Here is a 22,388-nt window from a genome sequence, read left to right as displayed (position 1 = left end):
ACGGCATCAGTCCGGAACGACCGCCGTCACCTCGATCTCGACCTTCGCGCGGTGCTCGACCAGCGCCGCCACCTGCACGCAGGTCATGGCCGGGAAGTTGCGGCCCATCGCATCGCGATAGACGGGGCCGAGCTCGGAGAGCCGGCGGCTGTATTCGTCGCGGTCCGTCACGTACCAGGTCATGCGCACCATGTGCTCGGGGCCCGCTCCGCCCGCGCGCAGCACCTCGACGATGTTGCGCAGTGCGAGCCCGCACTGCTCGATGAAGTCGTCCGACTCGAACTGCTGCTGCCCATTCCAGCCGATCTGGCCGCCGACGAACAGCATCGTGCCGCGCGCGGCAATACCGTTCGCATAGCCCTTGGGAGGCAACCAGCCTTCAGGCTGCAGGAGTTTGTTGATCATGGTGTGGTGTTGAGTTGTCTCAGTTTGAATCGCTGGAGCTTGCCGGTCTCGGTGCGCGGAAGCACCGTCACGAACTCGATCTCGCGCGGGTATTTGAACGGCGCGATGGTCGCCTTCACGTGGTCCTGGAGCGCTTTCACCAGGGCGGCATCGCCCTCCTGGCCGGGCTTGAGTACGCAGAACGCCTTCACGATCATGCCGCGATCGGCGTCGGGCTTGCCGATCACGCCGCACTCGGCCACGGCCGGGTGCTTGAGCAGCGCGTCTTCGACCTCCGGGCCGCCGACGTTGTAGCCGGCCGTGATGATCATGTCGTCGGCGCGCGCCTGGTAGAAGAAATAGCCGTCGTCGTCCTGCACGAAGGAGTCGCCGGGGTAGTTCCAGCCGTTCTTCACGTAGTCGGTCTGGCGCGGGTCTTCGAGGTATCGGCAGCCCACGGGGCCTTGCAGCGCGAGCTTGCCGACGGTGCCGCGCGGCACTTCGTTGCCCGCGTTGTCCACCACCTTCGCGATGAAGCCGGGTACCGCCTTGCCGACCGCGCCGCGGCGCACGTCGTCGCCGGCGGCCGAGATGTAGATGTGGAACACCTCGGTGCCGCCAATGCCGTCGAGCATCTCGATGCCCGAGACTTCCTTCCACAGCTGGCGCGTCGCGTCGGGCAGCGCCTCGCCGGCGCTCACGCTGATGCGCAGCGTGGGCAGGCCGTGCTGCTTCACGAACGGCGCCATCTGGCGATAGAACGTGGGCGCGGTGTAGCAGATGGTCGCACCGACCTCGTTGATGAGCTTCACGAGCCCTTCGGGCGTGAACGGCGCATCGGCGAAGTAGACCGAGGCACCAGCCCACATCGGAAATACCAGCAGCCCGCCGAGCCCGAAGGTGAAGGCCAGCGGCGGCGAGCCGATCACGATGTCGTCGCTGTGCGCGTGCAACACATGGCGCGGCCATGTCTCGCACATCGCGAGCACGTCGCGGTGCGTGGTGACGGGCGCCTTCGGCTTGCCGGTGGTGCCCGAGGTGAACGCGAGCAGCGCGATGTCGTCCGATGCCGTGGGGCAGGCCTTGAACACGCCGCTCTTCGTTGCTGCGTGTGCAGAGAGGGAGTCGGGTGCATCGGGCTTGTTGAATGCGAGCACCGTTGCAAGCACCGGGTACTCGCGCTGGGCGATCAGGAGTTCGTCGAGCAGGCGCCCGTCGCACAACGCGGCCACGGGCCGTGCCTTGTCGATGATCTCGCCCAGTTCCTTCGCACGCAGCAAAGGCATCGTGGCCACGGCAATGAGGCCCGCCTTCACCACTGCCAGCCACGACAGCGCCATTGCCACCGAATTGCCGCCGCGCAGCAGCACGCGGTTGCCCGGCACCAGCCCGAGGTCTTCCGTCAGCACCTGTGCGATGCGGTTGACCTCGACGGCCGCTTGCGCGTACGTCAGCGTGCCCGCGGGCGAACGCAGCATCGGCTTGTCGCCGAAGCCTTTCGCGGCGGCCTTGTCGAGCAGCTCCTCGACCAGGTTGAGCTGGTCGGGCAACTGCAGCTCGGGCAGCTCATAGCGAAAGGCGGGCAGCTGCTCGGCAGGCGGCAGGCGGTCGTGAACGAAGCGGTCGACTTGGGCAGACACGGTATTTATCCCCGCAGAACGGATTTGCCAATGATCAGTTGTTGAACTTCCGTCGCGCCTTCATAGATGCGCAGCGAGCGGATGTCGCGGTAGAGGCTTTCAATCTTCGTGCCAACCTTCACGCCCAGGCCGCCGTGCATCTGCAGCGCCATGTCGATCACGCGGCTCGCGTTCTCGGTGGCGCACATCTTGGCCATGGCGGCGGCAGCGGACACGTCGCCGACCGCGGGTGCACCGCGTTGCTCCGCGTCGTCGCGCATCCATGCCGCCCGGTAGGTGAGCAGTGCGGCACTGTCGATCAGCGCGGCCATCTCGCCGAGCTTGGCCTGCGTGAGCTGGAAGTCCGCGAGCGTCTGGCCGAACATGCGCCGGTTCTTCGAATGCGAAATGGCCTCCGCCAGCGCGCGTCGGCCCATGCCGAGTGCCGCGGCAGCGACCGATGCGCGGAAGATGTCGAGCGTGCGCATCGCCAGCTTGAAGCCGCCGTTGAGCTCACCGAGTTGCGCGGTGCGCGGCACGACGCAGTTCTCGAAGCGCAGTGTCGCGAGCGGATGCGGCGCCATCACGTCGATGTGCTCGGAGGTGTCGAGGCCCGGTGTCGTCGCATCGACGATGAAGGCCGTGATGCCGCGCGTGCCACCGTTGGGCTCGGTCTTGGCGAACACGCAGTAGAAGTCGGCGATGCCGCCGTTGCTGATCCAGGTCTTCTCGCCGTTCAGCTTCCAGCCATCGGCGGTGGCTTCGGCGCGCATCGCCATCGCACCCACGTCGGAGCCCGCTTCGGGCTCGCTGAGCGCGAAGGCCGCGATCTTGCTGCCCTTCGCAACTGCAGTCAGGTAGTTCGCATGCTGTTCGGGCGTGCCAGCAAGCGTGATCGCGCCGCTGCCCAGACCCTGCATCGCGAAGGCGAAGTCGGCAAGCGGCGAATGGAAGGCGAGCGTTTCACGCAGCAGCACGAGTGCGCGCGAGTCGAGGCGCTCCAGCGCCCCGCCCGAGGTGCCCGGCACGCAGTAGCGCAACCATCCCCCTTCGCCGAGGCGCTGCACCCAGTCGCGGCATGCGGCGCGATCGTCATGTTCGTCCACCTCCTGTGCCGCCGCCCAGGGCAGCAGGCCATCGGCCAGCGCGCGATGCGCGTCGTCGAAGAAGGGCAGTGCGAGGTGCGCGGTCGAGGGCGGCGCGGGTGCTTTGGTCATCATCGCGTCAGTCTCCGCCGAACACCGGCTTGCGCTTGGCCGCGAAGGCTTCGTACGCACGCTTGAAGTCTTCGGTCTGCATGCAGATGGCCTGGGCCTGGGCCTCGGCTTCGATGGCCTGGTCGATGGTCATCGACCACTCCTGCGCGAGCATGGTCTTGGTCATGCCGTGCGCGAAGGTCGGGCCTTCGGCCAGGTCGCGCGCCACCTTGGTGGCGGCCTCGAGCAGCGCATCGCTTTCGTGCAGCGCATTGAAGAAGCCCCAGGCATGGCCTTCCTGCGCCGTCATGGCGCGGCCGGTGAACAGCAGCTCCGACGCACGGCCCTGGCCGATCACGCGCGGCAACAGTGCGCACGCACCCATGTCCGCACCAGCAAGGCCTACGCGCGTGAACAGGAACGCGGTGCGCGTGGCGGGCGAGCCGTAGCGCAGGTCGCAGGCCAAGGCGATCATCGCGCCGGCACCGGCGCACACGCCGTCGATCGCACCGACGATGGGCTGCGGACAGGCGCGAATGGCCTTCACCAAGTCGCCCGTCATGCGCGTGAACTCCAGCAGCTCGGGCATGCGCATGCCGGTCAGCGGGCCGATGATCTCGTGCACGTCGCCGCCCGAGCAGAAGTTGCCGCCCGCGCCGGTGACGACGATCACTTTCACGTCGGTCGCGTAGTTCAGCGCGCGGAACAGGTCGCGCAGTTCGGCGTACGAGTCGAAGGTGAGCGGGTTCTTGCGCTCGGGCCGGTTCAGCGTGACGGTGCCGATGCCGTTGTCGTAGCTCCATGCGAAGTGCTCGGCCTTGTAGGCTGCCTTCGCTTCGAATTGGGCGCGCATGGGATTGCCTGCGCCGATGTAGTGCTTCATTCGGTCTCCGCCATCGATTGGTTGTGTGAGTGTTGCTTGACCTTGCCGAGCAGCTTGTGCAGCTGCGCGATCTCCTTGGTGCTGAGGCCGGAGAAGGCTCCGACGATCCAGTCTTCGTGCTGTTGCGCCATCTCGTTGAAGAGCTTGCGTCCGCGCGCCGTGAGGCGCACGCGCCAGGCGCGGCGGTCGCCTTCGACGTTGATGCGCTCCACCAGGCCTTCGGTCACCAGCTGGTCGGTGATGCCGGTGACGTTGCCGCCCGTGACCATCATGCGGCGCGAGAGCTCGTTCATCTTCAGGCCCTCGGGCGAGCGCTCGAGTTGCGACATCAGGTCGAAGCGCGGCAGCGTGGTGGTGAACTGCGAGCGCAGTTCGTTGCGCACCTGCTTCTCGATCAGCTGGGTGCATGTAAGCAGCCGCAGCCAGAGCCGCAAGGCTTCCGGATGTTCGCTGTGCGCGCGCGCTTCGAGGTCCATGTCAGTGCGTCTCGTCAGTGTTCGCGGCGGCAGCCGATGCGGTGGCCGCGGCGATCTGCTGTTGCTTGGCGATCTCGCGGTACATCTGGTCGCGCCCGCTCAGGTACTGCTTCGGCCAGTCGACGTAGCGGCTTTGCAGCTTGGCCGCTTCGTGCAGCGTCCACGCTGGGTCGGCCAGGTGCGGGCGCGCCACGGCGCACAGGTCGGCGCGGCCGGCCGCGATGATGCTGTTGGCCTGGTCGGCGTCGGTGATGGCGCCGACCGCGATGGTCGCAATGCCGACCTCGTTGCGGATGCGGTCCGAGAACGGCGTCTGGTACATGCGGCCGTACACCGGCTTGGCGGTGCGCGTGGTCTGGCCGGACGACACGTCGATGAAGTCTGCGCCGGCTTGCTTGAACAGGCGCGCGATTGCCACCGCATCGGCGTCGGTGTTGCCGCCGGGGGCCCAGTCGTGCGCGGAGATGCGCACGCTCATCGGCTTGTCTTCGGGCCATACGGCGCGCATGGCGCGGAACACCTCGAGCGGATAGCGGCAGCGCGCTTCGATGTCGCCGCCGTATTCGTCCGTGCGCAGGTTGGTCAGCGGGCTGATGAAGGCCGACAGCAGGTAGCCGTGCGCGCAGTGCAGTTCGAGCCAGTCGAAGCCGGCCTCCAGCGTGCGGCGCGTGGCGTCGACGAACTGGTCGCGCAGCGTGTCCATCTGTTCGCGCGTGATCGCGGCGGGCAGCTGGTTCTGTTCGCCGTAGGGCACGGCGCTCGCGCCCAGCACCGGCCAGTTGCCGCTTTCGAGTGGCTCGTCGGTGCCTTCCCAGCCCACGCGTGTGGAGCCCTTGGGGCCGCTGTGGCCGAGCTGCATCGCGATCTTCGCGCTCGACTGCGTGTGCACGAAATCGACGATGCGCTTGAACGCGGCCTGCTGCGTGTCGTTGTAGAGACCGGTACAGGCGGGGGTGATGCGGCCTTCGGGCGTTGGGCTCGTCATTTCGACGAACACCATCGCGGCGCCGCCGAGCGCGCGCGCGCCCAGGTGCACCAGCAGGAAGTCCTGCGGCACGCCGTCGACCGCGCTGTAGGTGGCCATCGGCGACACCAGGATGCGGTTCTTCAGCGTGAGCCCGCGCACGGTGTAGGGCATGAGCATCGGCGGCATCGCCTTGCCGCCGGCCAGCCACTGCTCGTAGCCGCCGAGCCATTGCGTGTCGCGCACGCGCAGGTTCTCGTGGCTGATGCGCTGCGAGCGCGTGAGCAGCGAGTACGCGAACTGCTCGATCTGCATGCCGGTGTAGCGCGGCACGTTCTCGAACCATTCGGTGGAGTTGCGCGCGGCGTTCTGGATCTTCAGCACCTCGACGCTGCGGCGCGCTTCGTAGCCTTCGAGCACATGGTCGACGGTGCCGCCCTGCGCGAATTCGTTGGCCAGGTCGATCGCGTCTTCCAGCGCGAGCTTGGTGCCCGAGCCGATGGAGAAGTGCGCCGTGTGCGCGGCGTCGCCCATCAGCACGACAGGTACCGAGCGGCCCTCGACGTCGATGCGGTGCGTCCAGCGCTCGCACACCACGCGCGGAAAGCGGATCCAGTTGGCCGAGCCGCGCAGGTGCGTGGCGTTGCTGATGAGCGAGTGGCCGCCCAGGTACTTGGCGAACAGCTTCTCGCAGAAGGCGACGGCCTCGGGCTGCTCCATCTGGTCCAGGCCATGGGCTTTCCACACGGCCTCGGGCGTCTCGACGATGAAGGTCGAGGTCTTGTCGTCGAACTGGTAGGCGTGCGCCTGGAACCAGCCGTGCTCGGTCTCTTCGAAGGCGAACGTGAAGGCGTCGAAGGTCTGGTGCGTGCCCAGCCACACGAAGCGGCACTCGCGCAGGTCGACGTCGGGCTTGAACACCTCGGCGTAGCGCTGGCGGATGCGGCTGTTCAGGCCGTCGCTGGCAATGACCAGGTCGGCGTTGTACTTGGCGGCCACCGCCTGGTCGTCGGCGGCATCGGTTTCAAAGACCAGTTCCACGCCGAGCGCGAGGCAGCGTTCCTGCAGGATGTTGAGCAGCCGCTTGCGGCCGATGCCGCAGAAGCCGTGGCCGCCCGAGCGCACCTGGCCGCCCTTGAAGAAGACCTGGATGTCGTCCCAGTGGTGGAACTCGTTGCCGATGAGCGCCGCGGTGGGGCCGTCGGCCGCGCGCAGGTTGCCCAGCGTCTGGTCGCTCAGCACCACGCCCCAGCCGAAGGTGTCGAAGGGGCGGTTGCGTTCCAACACAGTGATCTGGAGCTGCGGGTTGCGCGCCTTCATCAGCAGGGCGAAATACAGGCCTGCCGGCCCGCCGCCGATGCACAGGATGCGTTGGAGGTCCGAGGCGGGAGCGGTTTTGACCGTGCTGAGGCTGTTCATGGTTGAATAGTTTAGGCATAAACAATCTGCTGTCAATGAGGATTCGTAACGGGGGCCGGCGCGCCGCTCGACGCCCCCGCCGGCGCGGGGAGTCATGCAAAAACTTTGAAAAATCAATACCATGGCCCCCATGCAAAACTTGATACTGAAGATCGAGTCGCAGCTGGCCTCGCTGCCTGTTCCCATTGCCCTGGAACTGCCGGACGGCCGGCGCGTTGCCCAGGCGGGAGCCCGCGTCACGCTGGCTTTCAAGGAGTGGAAGGTGCTTGCCAAGCTGGCCGCCCACCAGGTGGGCGCCATCGGCGAGGCTTACGTCGAGGGCAAGGTGCAGATCGAGGGCGCCATGCGCGACCTGATCGACGCCACCGTGGGCATGCTGCCCGGCAACCCGGCCGAGACCGACACCAGCTGGTGGAGCCGCCTGCAGCACCGCGCCAAGTCGCGCGGCTCGCACTCGCTGCGCAAGGACGCGGCCCAGATCGAGTTCCACTACGACGTTTCCGACGATTTCTACGCCCTGTGGCTCGACCCGCGCCGCGTGTATTCGTGCGCCTACTTCCGCACGCCCGAGCTCACGCTCGCGCAGGCGCAGGAAGCCAAGCTCGACCACATCTGCCGCAAGCTCATGCTGCAGCCGGGCGAGCGTTACCTGGACATCGGCTCTGGCTGGGGCGCCTTGCTGATTTGGGCGGCCGAGCACTACGGCGTGGACGCCACCGGCATCACGCTGTCGAAGAACCAGCATGCGTACGTGCAGCGGCTCATCGAGGAAAAAGGCCTGCAGGGCCGGGTGCGCGTGGAACTGCGCGACTACCGCGAGCTGCCCGACGCGCAGCCCTTCGACAAGATCTCATCGGTGGGCATGTTCGAGCACGTCGGCGCTGCCAACATGCCGACCTATTTCCGCAAGATCCACGCGCTGCTCAAGCCGGGCGGGCTGGTGCTCAACCACGGCATCACCTCGGGCGAGCTGAACTACCGCCAGCTGGGCGCCGGCATGGGCGACTTCATCGAGAAGTACATCTTCCCGGGCGGTGAGTTGCTGCACGTGACGCACGTGCTGCGCGACACCGCGGCTGCGGGCCTGGAGATGGTCGACACCGAAAGCCTGCGTCCGCACTACGCACGCACGCTGTGGGCCTGGTCGGATGCGCTGGAGGCGCAGCTTGGCACCGCGCTCGAGGTGCTCCAGCGCAACGGCGGGCGCCAGGCCGAGAACGCCGAGCGCGTGCTGCGCGCCTACCGCCTGTACCTGGCGGGCTCGGCCATGAGTTTCGAGCAGGGCTGGATTTCCTTGCACCAGATGTTGTCGACAAAGCCTGACGGCAATGTAGGGCGCGCAGGCGTCTTGCGCGGCGCGCAGTCGGTGTACCCTTTTGCCCGTGATTACATCTACAAGTGAGTGAGGAACACCATGCTCTATCGTTTCCAGTCCCGGGCTTCCGCTGATTTCGTCATGCTCGAAGTGCACGCACGCCAGCTGCTCGACATCGTCGGCAAGTCGGTCGCGCCGCAAGGCATCATCACCGTCGAGCAGATTCCCGGCGCCATCTCCGCGCTCGAGGCCGCGCTGGCCCGCGAGGGCGGCAACGCCCACAACCACGACGACTACGCCGTCGAAGGCCATGCCGCCGATGCAGAGAAGCAGCATGTAGGACTGCACCAGCGTGCAGCCCCCCTGCTTCACATGCTCAAGGACTCCCTGGCCGACAAGAAGGACGTGACCTGGAAGACCTGAGCTTTCGGGTCAGTCCACCTTCGCGCCGGAGTCCTTGACGACCTTCGCCCACTTCACGTGTTCGCTCGCAATGAGCTTCGTGAAGTCGGCGGGTGAATTCCCGCTGGGCAGCGCGCCCTGCGCGAGCATCTTTTCCTTGATGGCCGGCGTGTTCAGCGACTTGGCCACTTCCTGCTGAATCCGGTTGACGATGTCGGGCGAAGTGCCGGCCGGCGCCAGCAGCCCGAACCACGAACTCGCCTCGAAGCCCTTGAGCGTCGGGCCACCCACCTCCGCCACCGTCGGAATGTCCGGCAGCGCCGGCGAACGCTGCGCGCTCGTCACGGCCAGCGCGGTGAGCTTGCCGGCCTTGATCTGCGCCATCGACGACGGCAGGTTGTCGAACATCACGTCGGCGTTGCCGCCCACCATGTCCAGCAGCGCCGGGCCCGAGCCCTTGTACGGAATGTGCGCCATGAACGTGCCGGTCATGCTCTTGAACAGCTCGCCCGCCAGGTGGATCGAGGTGCCGCTGCCGCTGGACGCCATGTTCAGCTTGCCGGGGTTGGCCTTGGCGTACTTGATGAAGTCCTGCACGTTGTGGATGTTCAGCGCCTTGGCCTTCTCGGCGTTCATTTCCATCACGTTGGGCACGGCGGCGACCAGCGTGATCGGCACGAAGTCCTTGATCGGGTCGAAGGGCAGCTTGGGGTACAGCGCGCGGTTGATGCCGTGCGTTCCCACCGTGCCCATCAGCAGCGTGTAGCCGTCGTTCGGCGCGCGCGCCACCAGCTCGGCGCCCACGTTGCCGCCGGCGCCCGCGCGGTTGTCCACGATGAACTGCTGGCCGAAGGCCTTGGAGAGCTCGGGCGCCATGGCGCGCGCGAGGATGTCGGTGGTGCCGCCGGCCGCGAACGGCACGACGATGCGCACCGGCTTGGTCGGCCAGGTGGCCTGGGCCCACGAAGGAGCGGCCATCACGGTGAGGGCGGTTGCGAGGGAAGCGGCCAGCGCGGTGCGGCGATTCGATTGAAATGAGAAAGAAGTCATGCGCGCGTTTGTACAGGGGCGCGCCGCGGGCGTCGCGGGTGAAAACCCCGTGACCTGACGGGCCGGCCGTTCGCCAGGTCAGCCCACCTGCATCCGCTGCGCGAAGCGCTCGTCGCGAAAGCGCTGCAGCACGAAGTCGATGAACACGCGCGTCTTGGGCGGCAGCAGCTTCTTGCTCGGGTAGTACAGCCACACCGCGCCCGCATCCTGATACCACTCGGGCAGCAGCCGAACCAGCGCGCCGCTGCGCAGTCCGCGCTCCACGAAGGGCATCGGCAGCATGGCCACGCCCAGCCCCATGAGCGCCGCATGCGCGATGGCTTCGGGGTCGTTGAAGATGGCGCGCGGCCGGGGCAGCTCGACGGTGGCCTCCTCGCGGTCTTGGCGCTCTTGGCGCTCCTGGCCGTCCTGGCCCTTGCCCTTGGCATGCCGCAGCGTCCAGCTTCGCACCCGTCCCGTGGGCGAGGACCGGCGCAGCAGCGTGTCGAGCGAGGCCAGCTCCGACGGGTGCCGCGGCCGCTTGCGCCCCTGCATGTACGCGGGCGAGGCCACCGCCACCACGTGGATGCGCGAGAGTTCCCGCGCCACCAGCCCGGCCGGCAGCTCGATGCCCCCGCCGATGGCCGCGTCGAAGCCTTCGCCCACCAGGTCGACCTGCTGGTTGTCGAAATGCCAGTCCGGCACGATGCCCGGGTAGCGCGCCAGAAAGTCGCCCAGCATCGGCAGCACATGCTCGCGCCCGAAGGCTTGGCCCATGCTCACCTTCAGCGTGCCGGCCGGCTGGCCGTCGTCGGTGTCGATGCCCGCCACGGCCGCCTGCAGCGTGGCCAGTGCGCCGCCGATCTGCGCCAGGAAGCGCTCGCCGCCCTCGGTCAGCGTCAGGCGGCGCGTGCTGCGCTGGAACAGCCGCACGCCCAGCCGGGCCTCGAGCCGCGCGACGTTCTTGCTGACCGCGGCCGGCGTCAGCCCCAGGCGCCGGGCGGCGGCCGAGAAGCTGCCGCCCTCGGCACTTTGCACGAAGGATTCGAGGTGGTTGAGCGGTTCCATGCCGTGCATTCTCCCTCGCATCTTCAACCATGGGTTGAAGTTGATTGCGCCAATTGGTGGCTACCGCGAAGGGAATGGAATGCCGACACTGAAGGCCTTCTTCCTCCAACCGATCGGAAAAATCATGACCTCGAACATCGCTTCTTCTTCTCCCGTCCTGGCCGGCAAGGTCGCCTTTGTCACCGGCGGCTCGCGCGGCATCGGCGCGGCCATCGTGCGCCGCCTGGCGCGCGACGGCGCGGCCGTGGCCTTCAGCTACAGCGCCTCGCAGGCCCCCGCCGACGAACTGGCGCGCGCCATCGAGGCCGAAGGCGGCCGCGCGCTGGCGCTGAAGATCGACAGCGCCGACGCCGACGCGCTCAAGGCCGGCATCGACCAGGCCGCCCGGCACTTCGGCGGGCGCATCGACATCCTGGTCAACAGCGCGGGCGTGCTGCACCTGGGCCCCGTCGACCAGTTCAGCCTGGCCGACTTCGACCGCACCATTGCCGTCAACGTGCGCGCCGTGTTCGTCGCCATCCAGGCCGCGCTGGCGCACATGGGCTCGGGCGGGCGCATCGTGAACATCGGCAGCACCAACGCCGAGCGCATGCCCTTTGCCGGCGGCAGCGTGTACGCCATGAGCAAGTCGGCGCTCACTGGCCTGGTGCAGGGCCTGGCGCGCGACCTGGGCCCGCGCGGCATCACGGTCAACAACGTGCAGCCCGGCCCGGTCGACACAGACATGAACCCGGCCAACGGCCCGATGGCCGCCACCATGCACAGCTTCATGGCCATCGACCGCCACGGCCATGCCGACGAGATCGCGGGTATGGTGGCCTACCTGGCCAGCCCGGAAGCGGCGTTCGTGACGGGCGCCGGGCTGAACATCGACGGCGGGTTCGCGGCATAGGGCTCGCCCCCAAGGCGGCATGAAGCTCGCCCCCAGGCTTCGCGCACTTCGTGTCGCTGCTCCTTCCCCCTGCCGGGGGCAACACCAGTGGCCCGGCGATGCCGGAGCACTTGGCTCGCCCCCAGGCTCCGCGCACTTCGTGTCGCTTCTCCTTCCCCCTACCGGGGGCAACACCGGTGGCCCGGCGAAGCCGGAGCACTTGGCTCGCCCCCAGGCTTCGCGCACTTCGTGTCGCTTCTCCTTCCCCCTACCGGGGGCAACACCGGTGGCCCGGCGGAGCCGGTTCCACGGTGTTTCTGGAAGGGGCGGGGAGAGGGCGGCCGTTTCGTTGGTCAGTTGGTGCGCTGGACGGCGTCGATGAGCTTGTCGAGCGTTGCGTCCAGCCGGGCCAGTTCATCGGCATCGACGCCCGCGAACAGCGCGGCCTCGCGTTCGCGGCCCAGGGCGCTCACGGTTTCGTGCAGCGTCTTGCCGGCAGCCGTCAGATAGAGCCGGCGGCTGCGCTGGTCGGTCGGGTCGTCGTGGCGCTGCACGCGCTTGTGGCGCTTCAGGCCGGCCAGCGCGCGGCTCACGGCCATCTTGTCGAGGCCGGTCTGGTCGGCGACCTGCGTGGCGTTGAGCCCGGGCTGCGCGGCCAGCACGGCCATGGCGCGCCACTCGTTCAGCGTGAGCTGATGGTCGCGGCCCACGCGCTCATGAAACGGTCGCGCCGTGAGGTTGACCACCCGCACCAGCTTGAAGAAGAGCGGGTCCATGCAGATCGGTGATCTCGGCTTCAGCCCGCCAGCTTCTTCGCCACCGCCACGATCGCTTCCACCCCGACGCGCGACTGCGCCTCCAGCACCGGCGCATAGCCCACCGGAATGCGCGGCGCGCCCAGCCGCGCGACGCGGCAGCCCGTGGCCTCCGCCGCGCTGGCCGCGATTTCGGCGCCGAAGCCCGCCGCCTGCACCGCCTCGTGCACGACCAGCAGGCGCCCGGTGCGCGCGCACGACGACAGCACGGTGTCGCGGTCCCATGGCCACAGCGTGCGCAGGTCGATCAGGTCGACCGCCATGCCCTCGGCCGCCAGCGCGTCGCAGGCGGCCGCGCAGGCCTGCATCTGCTTGCTCCAGCTCACCAGCGTGAGCGCGTTGCCCTCGCGCACGCGCGCCGCCTTGCCCAGCGGCACGGCGACGTCTTCGTCGACCTCGCCGCGCACGCCCCACAGCGTCTTGTGCTCGATGTAGACCACCGGGTCGCCGCACTGCAGCGCCGAGCGCAGCAGGCCGTGGTTGTCCTGCGGGGTCGACGGGCACACCACCACCACGCCCGGCAGGTGCGCGAACCACGCCTCCAGCGACTGCGAATGCTGTGCGGCCGAGGCGTCCCAGATGCCGCCGGGCATGCGCGCCACCAGCGGCACCCGGCCCTGGCCGCCGAACATGAAGCGGTTCTTGGCGGCCTGGTTCACCAACTCGTCCATGCCGCACAGCGCGAAGTCGACCACCCGCATCTCGACCACAGGGCGCAGCCCGGCCAGCGCCATGCCCACGCCGGCGCCCATGATCGCGGCCTCGCTGATCGGCGTGTCGATCACGCGCTCGGGGCCGAAGTGGTCCTGCAGCCCCTTGTACTGGCCGAAGATGCCGCCGCGGCCCACGTCCTCGCCGAGCACCACCACGCGCGGGTCGGCCTGCATCTCGCGCTGCAGGGCGAGCACGGCGGCTTCGGCGTAGCTCAGGTCCTTCGTCGTGGCGTTCATTGCGTTCATTGCCTTCATTTCCATTGGCCTGCGCCGGTGGTCTGCACGTCGGTGAAGGCGGCGCCGGCGTCGGGCCAGGGTGCCGCGTCGGCCACCGCCAGGGCGGTGTGGACCTCGTCGCGCGCCGCGTTCTCGATGGCATCGAGCGTCGCGGCGGCGATGCCCGAACCCAGCAGACGGTCCCGCGCCCGGGCGATCGGGTCGGTCTGCAGCGCGGCGGCCAGTTCGGCCGGGTCGCGGTAGGCGGCCAGGTCGACCGACACATGCCCCTTCACGCGGTACGTCAGCGCATGCAGCAGGCGCGGCCCGCTGCCGGCGCGCACCTCGGCCACCAGCCGGGCGGCGGCCTCGTGCACCGCGAACACGTCGTTGCCGTCGACCTGCGTGGCCGCGATGTCCATCGACGCGGCGCGCGCCGACGCGCCGTCGCCCGCCGTCATCGGCCCGCTGGCCGTGGTCGCGCTCCAGCGGTTGTCCTCGCAGACGAAGAGCACGGGCAGCGCGTACACCCGTGCCCAGTTCAGCGCTTCGAGAAATGGCCCGCGGTTGATGGCGCCGTCGCCGAAGAAGCAGACCGTGATGTCGCCTGGCTTCTTCAGCAGCTTCTGCGCATGCGCCGCGCCCACCGCGATCGGCAGGCCTGCCGCCACCACGCCGTTGGCGCCCAGCATGCCGACCGAGAAGTCCGCGATGTGCATCGAGCCGCCCTTGCCGCCGTTGAAGCCGGTGGCCTTGCCGAACAGCTCGCACATCATCCGCGCGAGGTCGGCGCCCTTGGCCAGCGTGTGGCCGTGGCCGCGGTGGGTGGAGGTGAGGTAGTCGGTGGTGCGCAGGTGCGCGCACACCCCGGCCGGCACCGCTTCCTGGCCGGTCGACAGGTGCAGCGGCCCGCGGACCTTGGCGGCGCCGGCGGCCTGCTGGCCATACGCGCTCACGCCGCCCTGGCTGGCCGTCTCGGCGGCGTTCTCGAAGGCGCGGATGCGCACCATGACGCGGTACAGCGCCTGGGCAGCGGCGCTGGATGTGTGCAGGTCCATCTTGTCTCCATCGCCCATGGAACAGGCGCTTTGGTGAAAATCGTATCAAGCGAGAGGGAATCGGCGTACCGGACTTACCCGCCGCCGTGCCACGAAGGGCTTGCTGACCGAAAGCTAAGAAGACGGGAATTGCAGATGCCAGCACTCCAGGAGAGACGCCAAGGCCGATCGGCTCTCGTCACCTGCGCCGGTTCGCAGCAATGCCTCGAGCTGTCCGGCCGGTTGTGCGAGTGTGTCCAATCCAAGCGTGAGCGCTGCCCCGTGGAGTCGATGCGCCGCGCGGCGGGCGGCGTCCGTGTCGTTCGAGGCCATGGCGTCGCGCACGGCGTTCAGGTCTGCCTGCAAGTGGTCGCGCACAGTGCTGCAAGTGGCGGCGGGGACGTCGGGCAACGCCTCGGGCGCATGCGCGCTTGCTGGCGTTGCATCGTGGGGGGCGCACCAGAGCTCAATGACGTTCTGAAGCTTGCTGGTGCGGATGGGCTTGCTCAGGACGCCGTCCATTCCCGATGCGAAGCAGCGCTCGACGTGAGCCTCGTCATTGGATGCGGAAATGGCAATGATCGGTGTGCGCGCGCGCTCCAGTTCGCCCTCCACTTCTCGCAACACCCTGGAAAGGGTGTAGCCGTCAGTGTCCGGAAGATCGCAGTCCATGAGGATGAGATCGAACGAGCCTTCGGCGAACGCGGTCTCCGCCTGCGCGCCATCCACGGCCATCTCGACCTTGCATCCCAGCGATTCGATCTGTGCTTGCAGGACCTGCTGGTTGACGGGGGTGTCCTCGACGACGAGAACCCGCAAGCGACCCTGGGACTCGACAAGCCGTGCGCGCGCAGCGATATCCTGAAGCGCGGCGTCCGAAGTCCTCGTGGCCAGGCGAGGGTCATCGTCCGCCACGACTTCGGCTGTCAACGACAAGGTGACCGTCGTGCCCTTTTCCAGCTCGCTGGCCAGCTCGATCCTGCCCTCCATCAATGTCGCGAGCTCGCGGCAGATCGCCAGCCCCAGGCCTGTTCCGCCGGAGCGCTTGTAGGTGTTGGCGGCCTGCACGTAGGGCTGGAACAGCCTGGCCTGCGTCTCGGGCGACACGCCAATGCCCGTATCGGCAACGTCCACGACCACGTCCGACCACCCAGGTCTCGCGGCAGAGGCGGACACGGTGACGGTCACGCCGCCCGCTTCCGTGAACTTGATCGCGTTGGAGATCAGGTTGTGCAAGATCTGAGCGACGCGCGCCTCGTCCAGCATCAACCAGGAAGGAAGCGGACTTGCCGTGACATCGAGGGCGATCTTTTTCTCGTGCGCACGCAGGCGATGCAGATCCGCGATGTTGCGAACCAGCGCGTTCAAGTCCACCGGCTCGCGATCGAGCCTCAACTGGCCAGCCTCCAGTTTGGAAATGTCCAGCACATCGTCCACCAGCCGCAGCAGCGTGAGCCCGCCGCTGTTGGCCAACTGCGCGAAATGCCGCTGTTGCTCGTTCAGTGGCGTGTTGCGCAACAACTCGACGGCGGCCAGCACCGCATTCATGGGCGAGCGGATCTCGTGGCTCACGATGGCGAGAAAGCGCGCCTTCTCGCGCTCGTTGCGCATCGCGGCCCTGCGCTGCCGGTAGAACTGCACGAGCACGATGCAAGCCAGCAGCGCGAGCAGGCCCGCCAGCCCGAGCTCGAGCGCGAAGTGGCGCCCGAGCGCCCCGGCCGAAGGCACGTCCGGCGAGTCCCGGTCCATCCAGTTCTCGTACAGGACGTGGGTGTCCTCATTCGAGAACGAAGCCAGCGTCTTCTGCAGGATCGACTGCAGCACCACGTCGTCTTCCCGCACCAGTGCGGTGGTCCTGCCCAGCCGGGTCCCGTAGATGCCGGCGGTCTGGAGCTGTCCCCCCCAGCGGCGGTGCAGGTAGGGCAGAAAGAGGAGCTCGTTGCCGATCGCAAAGTCGGCCTGCTCGGCCACCAGCTTTGCCAGCACGTCCGGGGCGTTGGCGCCGTTCACCAGCGTGACACCGGGGACAGAAGCCTTCAGTTCGTCTTCGAACGGCCAGCCCTTGACGACCACGACGGTCTTGCCTTCCAGCTGACGAAGGTCCTTCACCAAGGCCTGTCCCGGCCTGGAAATGGTCAGCAACGGATACGCACCCTTCGCCGGAACCGACGAGATTCCGGACAACGTCGAAGGCGCGTCGTCGTATGCGATCACGAAGCACAGATCGGCTTCGCCATCCCTGAGCATGTCGCGCTTCGACTTGTCCGCCACGCTGACATAGACGAACCCGAGCCCGGTCCGGCTTGCGATCAAGTTGGCGTACTCGACGGACAGGCCGCGCACCACGCCCTTGTCGAAGTACTCGATCGGCAGCGAGGTCGGCGACAGCGCCACGCGCAGGGTTGGGTGCTGCGCGATCCAGGCGTTCTCTTGCTCGCTCAGCAATGACCTCCCGGCGGCCGCGCAGCCGAATGACGCCAGCGCGGACAAGGCCGCCGACACGGCAAGCAGGCGCGGCCCGAAGAGCTTCATTGCAGATCGATGTCGATGGTGTGCTTGATCTTGAACAGGCCGTTGTTGGACGTGACGCCCAGCTTGCGGAACGCGGCAGCTTTTTGCGAGCTGATGGTCTTGATGCTGCGATTGAACTTCTCTGCAATCTCCGTCACCGTCATGCCTGCCAGATAGCAGCGTATGACCTCCTGCTCGCGCGCCGTGAGCGAGGCGCCGTCGAGCGCGTTCGTCTTCTCGTCCGACGCCGGCTCGATGGACGCCTCTGCGACCCGGTAGGACATGTCCGAGCTGAGGTAGATCGCGCCCTCCGTGACGGTTCGGATGGCCTTGATGAGGTCGACCATGTCTTCGCCCTTGCCGACGAACCCGCGCGCACCCACGCGCAGCGCCAGGGCAACGGTGGCCGGGTCGTGATGCGACGAGAGAACCAGGATGCGGCATTGCGGGAACTTGACGCGCAAGGCGCGAATGAGCGAGACGCCGTCGAGCTCGTCCGCGCTCAGCGCAAAGTCCAGCAGAAGCAGGTCGGCCGGGCTTTCCCCCAGGCCCCGCATGGCGTCGCTGCTTTTCCCATAGACACCGACGACGAGAAAGTCGGGCTCTGCCTGCAGTCTGCTGGCAAGGCCGTGGCGAACGACGGCGTGATCGTCCAGCAGCGCGATGCGTAAACGTTCCATGCTGATCAGCTTTCGTGTCGCGCTGTGCGAGCGCTCCAAAGGCCTAGGCCTTTTCTGTGACACCGCCCTGGGAGGCTCAGTCTAGTCTTCGGCGCGGCTTCGCGCCGGGCGTTGGATGTCTTCATTTCAAGCCAGCGAATTCAGGCCAGCGTCGCTGGGATTCTGTTGCCCGAAAGCGAAACCAGCTGGTAGCCGCGGCCGTAGACGGCGCGCAGGATCAGGCCGTTCTGTTCGCTGAGCTGGAGCTTCTTTCGAACGTTGACGGCGCACACGTCCATCGAGCGCGATCCCAGCTTCGGACTCTCGCCGAAACACCGCGCCATGTGATCGCGCGAAACCACCGTTCCGACGTTCTGGAAAAGCGCGAGGGCAAAAATGAATTGCCTGCGTTGCAGGGGAATTTCGACGCCCTTGTGGTGCACCACCGTTCGTGCACCATTGATGAACCGGTAGTCGCCCCAGGAATAGCCGTTGGTAGGTATTTCGAAATCTTTGGCGCGCGGTGCACGGGCGAGCAAAGCGCTCAGGCGCCATTGAAGCTCTAAATAGTTGAATTCGGAACCTGAAACTACATCGAAATAAATACAGTCGCGGCACGGAAAATCGAAGATTTCCAGCTTCTTCGAATTCATGATGAAAATGACGGGAATCTTGGCCGCGTCGCACACCTTCAAAACCAGTCGCCATTTGAAATCCTGCACATCCATCAGCACGGCGTCGTATTTCTTCCTGTCGATGACCTGCTCGATGAAGGCATTGGAGTCGCATTTGATTGTCGAGGTATAACCTGCGTGAATCAGGTTGTTGAGCAACTGCTTCCTTTGCCCTTCGTCGTCGATCAGACACAGTTCTAGCTTTTCGAGGTTGTTCATTTGGCTGCCCGTGAAATATGTTTGCCGAAATGGATGGGTGGATCAAGCGACGGACTGTGCGGTCAGGGCCTGAAAAAAGGCCTCGGCCTCCATCGGTGCGGAAAGAAAATAGCCTTGACCGAAATTGCAGCCGACTTCCTTGAGCATCGCCACGGCCTCTTGCGTTTCGATGCCTTCCGCAACGAGCCGGAAATTTCTTTGAGCTGCCGCATTGGCCAAGTCGCGCAGGCTTTCACGCGAGTTTGCGGAGCGCAGGGCGCTGTGCACCAGCGCCGCGTCGATCTTCACTTCATTGAATTTCGCCTTGCAAAGCACCAGCGGCGTGGAGCCGGAACTCCCGAAATCGTCCAGAGAAACGGGAATGCCTTTGGCCTGAAGGGTGGGCACGGCAGCGCCGAGCGCCGGTAGATCTGAAATGACGATGTCCTCCGTCAATTCGATCTTCAGCAATTGCGGCAAAAGCTCGGCCAACTGCATCCGCTGCGCGACCCGCTCGGCCAAGGCTGGCGTGCACAGCGTGCGAACCGAAGCATTGACTGCAACAGGGATCTCGGCCGAGGCGGCAACAAGGCGCGTCAACATGCCGACGGCTCTGGTTTTCACAAAACTGAACAGCAGAAGATCCAGCCCGAGCCGCTCCGCCATTTCGACGAACAGCGCCGGCGACACGTCGCCGCAACGCGGATGCCGCCACCTAACGAGCGCCTCGCAGCCGACAATTTCGTGACTCGACAGGTTGAATTGAGGCTGGAAGACCACGCGAAGCCCTTCGCCCGTTGCCAGCGCTTCGACCACTTCTTCCTCGGTCGGCAAGATGCACGCGGGCGCTACAAATGGCGCCATGCAGACACGCTTGATTTTTGACAAGGCTGCCAATGCATCCGAAAGACCGGCCAATCCCTCCTCATGGGAAATTGCGACGTAAATGCCGGACGTGCGAAGCAGTTTTCCGTAAAGGCGCAAAGCGGAAACAGGAACGCCGCCAATCAGCTTGATTTTTCCGTGCCTTGAATTGACCCTGCCTCCGGTCGGTTCGTCCCACCAGGCATGGCCGGCACTGGTGGTCGATTTCCCAAACCACAGCAAATTCGGAATTGGATGAGCTCCGCCCTGCGACCGTGCCTTTTTCAGCACCTCGGGCGCACCCAATGCATTGCAGAGGTCGTGTGACACATCGCCCACCACCACGTCCACCAACCCTTTGCACACTTGGCGGTGCAATGCGTCGAGGGTATGGATGCAGGTGACATCGACAACACCCACATCGCGCAAAGTGCGTTCCAGATCGAGAGCCTTCGCGGGCGTATCGCTCAAGGCTGCGACGCGCATCGAGCCGAATGGCGCAGAGGGGCTGCTCGCCGGTTTTTCCGATTTCAATGATTTCTCCTGCTGTGACGGCGGCGAATCTACCAACGTCGTCGAATGCAGGAAATCAGACTGGGACTAAAAATCAGGGAACCGTTGACCTGGATAATTTTTTAGAATTTCTGTGAATTAATGCCGGACAGTTTCAGACTGGTCTGATTGCAAGCCTGAATGGTTGATGAAAGGCGAAAAGCGTCCGCGCGAACGTCATGGAAACGGTAATTTTTCACGGATGTGAGCCATTAAATGCCAAGATTTCAGCCCGTCTTGTTTTTTCAGACCAGTCCTATTTCACTAAAAAGGTGCGGTCAATAAAGTCGCGGCCAGTGATTTCCAGCGCGGCGCCAGCGCCGTGGCAACCGGTCGCAGACCGGGTTGCTCGCGGGAATCCCACTCCGATCGCCGACCGGCTGAGCCGAATCAGTCAGTCAGGCGAATTCTTCGACCTTCGCTCGGCCTCTCCCTTCATGCAGGGCGGGGCCTTCCGCTTCGAGCGGTGCCGAGCGAACCACGACCCAGTGAGCTTTTTCTGTGAACACCCGATCGATCGCGGCCACCAAGCGCAACTTTCTCTTCAACTTCAAGGCGCCCTTCCTGGCGGCAGGCGCCGTATCCGCAGCGGGACAGAGCCGCTCGCAGCGCAAACGCATCAGCGCATTGATGCGCCTGGCCTGCCGGGTGCTCGGCATGAAGCACCGTGGAGGAACCGGCCTCGGACTGCTGGGAATTGTGGCGGCAGCCGGCTTTTCGGCTGTTTCGCCCGCGATGGCGCAAGCCCTGCCGGGCGTCTACATCAATGCCGGCGGCAGTAACAGCTGCATCCACTACCTCTCCGACAGGACGCTTCTCAATCAGAGCTCGGATGTTGCGGCTGATCCTGCCACTCATATGAGAGTTCTGACGACCGGCAATTGCTCTCCCGCAGATGCGGCGACGCAGACGGGCCGCGTTCTGTTCTATGGCACCGGTGGGGTGGCGGGTGTGCCCTCATCTGGCCCGAAATCGCTTTCCTTGGGCGGCGAGTTGTTCGTCAATGGCGGTTTTATCGGGGTCGGTGTTGCCAAAGCTCCGATCTCGATAGGCAACAACGGAACCCTGGCAATTGGCGAGGGCAGCATCGCGATTGGTCAAAACGCCAAGGCTGTAGGCCGAACCAATAACTTTGCTGGGCCGAGCGCAGGCGTTCGGGGTGGCCTGGCAATCGGAAATGGTGCGCAGGCGAACAATGGTGGCCTTGCAATAGGGGAGGGGGCAGTCACACATAACGTCGACGGCGGTACCTCGACGGCCTTGGGACATGGCGCTCAGGCGACGGGCAGCAATTCGCTTGCTCTAGGAGGACGCTTCGGCTACTCGGCCATCGCCTCCGGCGACGGCTCGTTCGCGGTTGGCAACTCTTCGGCCGCCTCGGGCGTGTCCGCGATGTCGATGGGCCGGCAGTCGATCGCGTCCGCGAACGGAGCTATTGCGATGGGGCAGGGTGCAAATGCCAGCGGCGAGAATTCAGTGGCCATTGGCGCTGACTCGGGTTTCAATGCAGACGGCAATGGGCTGGGCGCAGCGAAGGCTTCGGGCCCCCAGGCAGTGGCAATTGGCTTCAAAGCAGTCGCAAATGGCTCCAAAGGTACTGCGATTGGTACGTTGGCAACGGCAAGCGCTGCCGATGCATTTGCAGGCGGGCGCGGCGCCCTTGTCGAATCCGCACAAGGCGTGGCGCTCGGGGCGTCGGCGAAGGTGCCTCTCGGTGCCATTGCTGGCGTGGCCCTGGGCAGCGGTGCGAGGGTGGAGCACGGGTCCGGCGTTGCGCTGGGCACCGGCGCCGTCACTGACGATGTACGTAAGGTTGCCCCGGTGGTCCTGAACGGTACGACCTATGCCCCTCGAGGCGAGACCCCAGGGTCCGTTGTCAGCGTGGGCACCGCCGCGCAGCCTCGGCAAATCATCAACGCGGGACCCGGCTCCGTGAATGCGACCAGCACCGACGTGGTCGTTGGCCAGCAGCTGCATGCGGCGTATACCGAGATCAACAAGCTCGGCGCCAAGGACGTCGAACTTGAGGCGCGCTTGAACAAGCTCCCGAAAGGGGGCGGCGCCGAATCGGTGCTCGCGGCAATGGGCCCCGGCACCACCGTCAGCCCCACTGGCGAACTGGTGCTGCCAAAGCTGAAGCTGGCCAGTCTGGGCGATAGCGCGAACGGCCAACCTGCCAATCAACCCACGACGGTGCTCGGTGCCATCGGCGCCCTGGACGGTGAATTGGCCAAGACCAACGAGTCGCTGGGCCTGATTTTCGACGCCGCGCTGCGCTACAACCCTCTCACCAAGACCTACGACGCCCGCCGTGCAGACCAGGCGACGACCAAGATCTCCAACGTGGCTGCCGGCGAGGCCGAGGCGGATGCGGTGAACGTCAGTCAACTGAAGGCAGTGAGCGCTGTCGCCGAGGCAGCCAAGGGTTCAGCCACTGCGGCACAGGCTTCTGCCACCGAGGCAAAGAAGGCGGCCGACACGGCGCAAGGCACTGCCAACACCGCTTCGACTGCTGCCGGCGAT

The 22,388-nt window shown here is 66.1% G+C and carries 19 protein-coding genes; 4 read left to right on the top strand and 15 right to left on the bottom strand.

Going from position 1 to position 22,388, the window contains the following annotated elements:
- Nucleotides 1-6 precede the first annotated feature (6 nt).
- Genes AC0IYU_RS30580 through AC0IYU_RS30555 form a run of 6 tightly spaced genes read right to left on the bottom strand, consistent with a single transcriptional unit; the run spans nucleotide 7 to nucleotide 6,941 of the window.
- Nucleotides 7-405, bottom strand: coding sequence for a RidA family protein (locus AC0IYU_RS30580; protein WP_472125041.1), 399 nt, complete (start codon nucleotides 403-405; stop codon nucleotides 7-9).
- The gene (locus AC0IYU_RS30575) at nucleotides 402-2,024 is read right to left on the bottom strand and encodes an AMP-binding protein (protein ID WP_472125038.1); all 1,623 of its coding nucleotides are present in this window, start codon (nucleotides 2,022-2,024) and stop codon (nucleotides 402-404) included. The genes AC0IYU_RS30580 and AC0IYU_RS30575 overlap by 4 nt, the downstream gene beginning before the upstream one ends.
- 5 nt (nucleotides 2,025-2,029) lie before the next feature.
- Complete coding sequence (locus tag AC0IYU_RS30570; protein ID WP_472125035.1) at nucleotides 2,030-3,223, bottom strand: acyl-CoA dehydrogenase family protein; 1,194 nt, start codon at nucleotides 3,221-3,223, stop codon at nucleotides 2,030-2,032.
- Nucleotides 3,224-3,227: 4 nt separating this feature from the next.
- Entirely contained in the window at nucleotides 3,228-4,082 is an 855-nt protein-coding gene (locus AC0IYU_RS30565) for an enoyl-CoA hydratase family protein (protein WP_435487535.1), read from the bottom strand.
- On the bottom strand, nucleotides 4,079-4,558 hold the full coding sequence (locus AC0IYU_RS30560) for a MarR family winged helix-turn-helix transcriptional regulator (RefSeq protein ID WP_435437515.1): 480 nt from the start codon (nucleotides 4,556-4,558) through the stop codon (nucleotides 4,079-4,081). The genes AC0IYU_RS30565 and AC0IYU_RS30560 overlap by 4 nt, the downstream gene beginning before the upstream one ends.
- Before the next feature lies 1 nt (nucleotide 4,559).
- A complete protein-coding gene (locus AC0IYU_RS30555) occupies nucleotides 4,560-6,941 on the bottom strand; it encodes a bifunctional salicylyl-CoA 5-hydroxylase/oxidoreductase (protein WP_472125032.1) in 2,382 nt (793 codons plus the stop codon).
- Nucleotides 6,942-7,071: 130 nt separating this feature from the next.
- Between AC0IYU_RS30555 and AC0IYU_RS30550 the strand changes: the two genes are divergently transcribed.
- Complete coding sequence (locus tag AC0IYU_RS30550) at nucleotides 7,072-8,343, top strand: class I SAM-dependent methyltransferase (protein WP_472125029.1); 1,272 nt, start codon at nucleotides 7,072-7,074, stop codon at nucleotides 8,341-8,343.
- 12 nt (nucleotides 8,344-8,355) lie between these two features.
- Nucleotides 8,356-8,679 carry a DUF1840 domain-containing protein gene (locus AC0IYU_RS30545; RefSeq protein ID WP_435487532.1) on the top strand — a complete coding sequence of 108 codons (324 nt, stop codon included), beginning with the start codon at nucleotides 8,356-8,358 and terminating at the stop codon, nucleotides 8,677-8,679.
- A 9-nt stretch (nucleotides 8,680-8,688) separates the two neighbouring features.
- Here the strand turns inward: AC0IYU_RS30545 and AC0IYU_RS30540 are convergent, their stop codons facing one another.
- A complete protein-coding gene (locus AC0IYU_RS30540) occupies nucleotides 8,689-9,708 on the bottom strand; it encodes a Bug family tripartite tricarboxylate transporter substrate binding protein (protein ID WP_472125027.1) in 1,020 nt (339 codons plus the stop codon).
- Nucleotides 9,709-9,786: 78 nt separating this feature from the next.
- Entirely contained in the window at nucleotides 9,787-10,755 is a 969-nt protein-coding gene (locus tag AC0IYU_RS30535; protein WP_472125024.1) for a LysR family transcriptional regulator, read from the bottom strand.
- Nucleotides 10,756-10,879: 124 nt separating this feature from the next.
- Here AC0IYU_RS30535 and AC0IYU_RS30530 point away from each other — a divergent pair, with 124 nt between their 5' ends.
- Nucleotides 10,880-11,647: an SDR family oxidoreductase gene (locus tag AC0IYU_RS30530; protein ID WP_472125021.1), complete on the top strand. Its 768-nt coding sequence runs from the start codon at nucleotides 10,880-10,882 to the stop codon at nucleotides 11,645-11,647.
- Nucleotides 11,648-11,979: 332 nt separating this feature from the next.
- On the opposite strand, the gene AC0IYU_RS30525 is transcribed toward AC0IYU_RS30530, so the two are convergent.
- The 7 genes from AC0IYU_RS30525 to AC0IYU_RS30495 form a co-directional block, all read right to left on the bottom strand.
- Entirely contained in the window at nucleotides 11,980-12,402 is a 423-nt protein-coding gene (locus AC0IYU_RS30525; protein WP_472125018.1) for a MarR family winged helix-turn-helix transcriptional regulator, read from the bottom strand.
- A 20-nt stretch (nucleotides 12,403-12,422) separates the two neighbouring features.
- Nucleotides 12,423-13,400, bottom strand: a complete 978-nt coding sequence (locus tag AC0IYU_RS30520) for an alpha-ketoacid dehydrogenase subunit beta (protein WP_472125015.1) — start codon at nucleotides 13,398-13,400, stop codon at nucleotides 12,423-12,425.
- Nucleotides 13,401-13,405: 5 nt separating this feature from the next.
- A complete protein-coding gene (locus tag AC0IYU_RS30515; protein WP_472125012.1) occupies nucleotides 13,406-14,428 on the bottom strand; it encodes a thiamine pyrophosphate-dependent dehydrogenase E1 component subunit alpha in 1,023 nt (340 codons plus the stop codon).
- Between the two features lie 114 nt (nucleotides 14,429-14,542).
- Complete coding sequence (locus AC0IYU_RS30510) at nucleotides 14,543-16,939, bottom strand: ATP-binding protein (protein ID WP_472125009.1); 2,397 nt, start codon at nucleotides 16,937-16,939, stop codon at nucleotides 14,543-14,545.
- Nucleotides 16,936-17,637 carry a response regulator gene (locus tag AC0IYU_RS30505; RefSeq protein ID WP_472125006.1) on the bottom strand — a complete coding sequence of 234 codons (702 nt, stop codon included), beginning with the start codon at nucleotides 17,635-17,637 and terminating at the stop codon, nucleotides 16,936-16,938. Before AC0IYU_RS30505 ends, AC0IYU_RS30510 begins: the two co-directional genes overlap by 4 nt.
- A 101-nt stretch (nucleotides 17,638-17,738) precedes the next feature.
- Nucleotides 17,739-18,470, bottom strand: a complete 732-nt coding sequence (locus AC0IYU_RS30500) for a winged helix-turn-helix domain-containing protein (protein WP_472125003.1) — start codon at nucleotides 18,468-18,470, stop codon at nucleotides 17,739-17,741.
- A gap of 42 nt (nucleotides 18,471-18,512) precedes the next feature.
- Nucleotides 18,513-19,847 carry an EAL domain-containing protein gene (locus AC0IYU_RS30495; protein ID WP_472125000.1) on the bottom strand — a complete coding sequence of 445 codons (1,335 nt, stop codon included), beginning with the start codon at nucleotides 19,845-19,847 and terminating at the stop codon, nucleotides 18,513-18,515.
- Between the two features lie 519 nt (nucleotides 19,848-20,366).
- Here AC0IYU_RS30495 and AC0IYU_RS30490 point away from each other — a divergent pair.
- A partial coding sequence (locus AC0IYU_RS30490; protein ID WP_472124997.1) for a hypothetical protein occupies nucleotides 20,367-22,388 on the top strand: 2,022 nt, incomplete at its 3' end.

The organism is Variovorax sp. AC103 (assembly GCF_979254005.1).
This window is presented reverse-complemented; position numbering and strand designations above follow the sequence as displayed.

Coding starts and splice junctions, on each gene's coding strand:
- AC0IYU_RS30525 (WP_472125018.1), bottom strand. CDS start 12,402: ATGGACCCGCTCTTCTTCAAGCTGGTGCGGGTGGTCAACCTCACGGCG.
- AC0IYU_RS30550 (WP_472125029.1), top strand. CDS start 7,072: ATGCAAAACTTGATACTGAAGATCGAGTCGCAGCTGGCCTCGCTGCCT.
- AC0IYU_RS30570 (WP_472125035.1), bottom strand. CDS start 3,223: ATGATGACCAAAGCACCCGCGCCGCCCTCGACCGCGCACCTCGCACTG.
- AC0IYU_RS30555 (WP_472125032.1), bottom strand. CDS start 6,941: ATGAACAGCCTCAGCACGGTCAAAACCGCTCCCGCCTCGGACCTCCAA.
- AC0IYU_RS30545 (WP_435487532.1), top strand. CDS start 8,356: ATGCTCTATCGTTTCCAGTCCCGGGCTTCCGCTGATTTCGTCATGCTC.
- AC0IYU_RS30540 (WP_472125027.1), bottom strand. CDS start 9,708: ATGACTTCTTTCTCATTTCAATCGAATCGCCGCACCGCGCTGGCCGCT.
- AC0IYU_RS30515 (WP_472125012.1), bottom strand. CDS start 14,428: ATGGACCTGCACACATCCAGCGCCGCTGCCCAGGCGCTGTACCGCGTC.
- AC0IYU_RS30510 (WP_472125009.1), bottom strand. CDS start 16,939: ATGAAGCTCTTCGGGCCGCGCCTGCTTGCCGTGTCGGCGGCCTTGTCC.
- AC0IYU_RS30530 (WP_472125021.1), top strand. CDS start 10,880: ATGACCTCGAACATCGCTTCTTCTTCTCCCGTCCTGGCCGGCAAGGTC.
- AC0IYU_RS30565 (WP_435487535.1), bottom strand. CDS start 4,082: ATGAAGCACTACATCGGCGCAGGCAATCCCATGCGCGCCCAATTCGAA.
- AC0IYU_RS30520 (WP_472125015.1), bottom strand. CDS start 13,400: ATGAACGCAATGAACGCCACGACGAAGGACCTGAGCTACGCCGAAGCC.
- AC0IYU_RS30500 (WP_472125003.1), bottom strand. CDS start 18,470: ATGAACAACCTCGAAAAGCTAGAACTGTGTCTGATCGACGACGAAGGG.
- AC0IYU_RS30560 (WP_435437515.1), bottom strand. CDS start 4,558: ATGGACCTCGAAGCGCGCGCGCACAGCGAACATCCGGAAGCCTTGCGG.
- AC0IYU_RS30535 (WP_472125024.1), bottom strand. CDS start 10,755: ATGGAACCGCTCAACCACCTCGAATCCTTCGTGCAAAGTGCCGAGGGC.
- AC0IYU_RS30580 (WP_472125041.1), bottom strand. CDS start 405: ATGATCAACAAACTCCTGCAGCCTGAAGGCTGGTTGCCTCCCAAGGGC.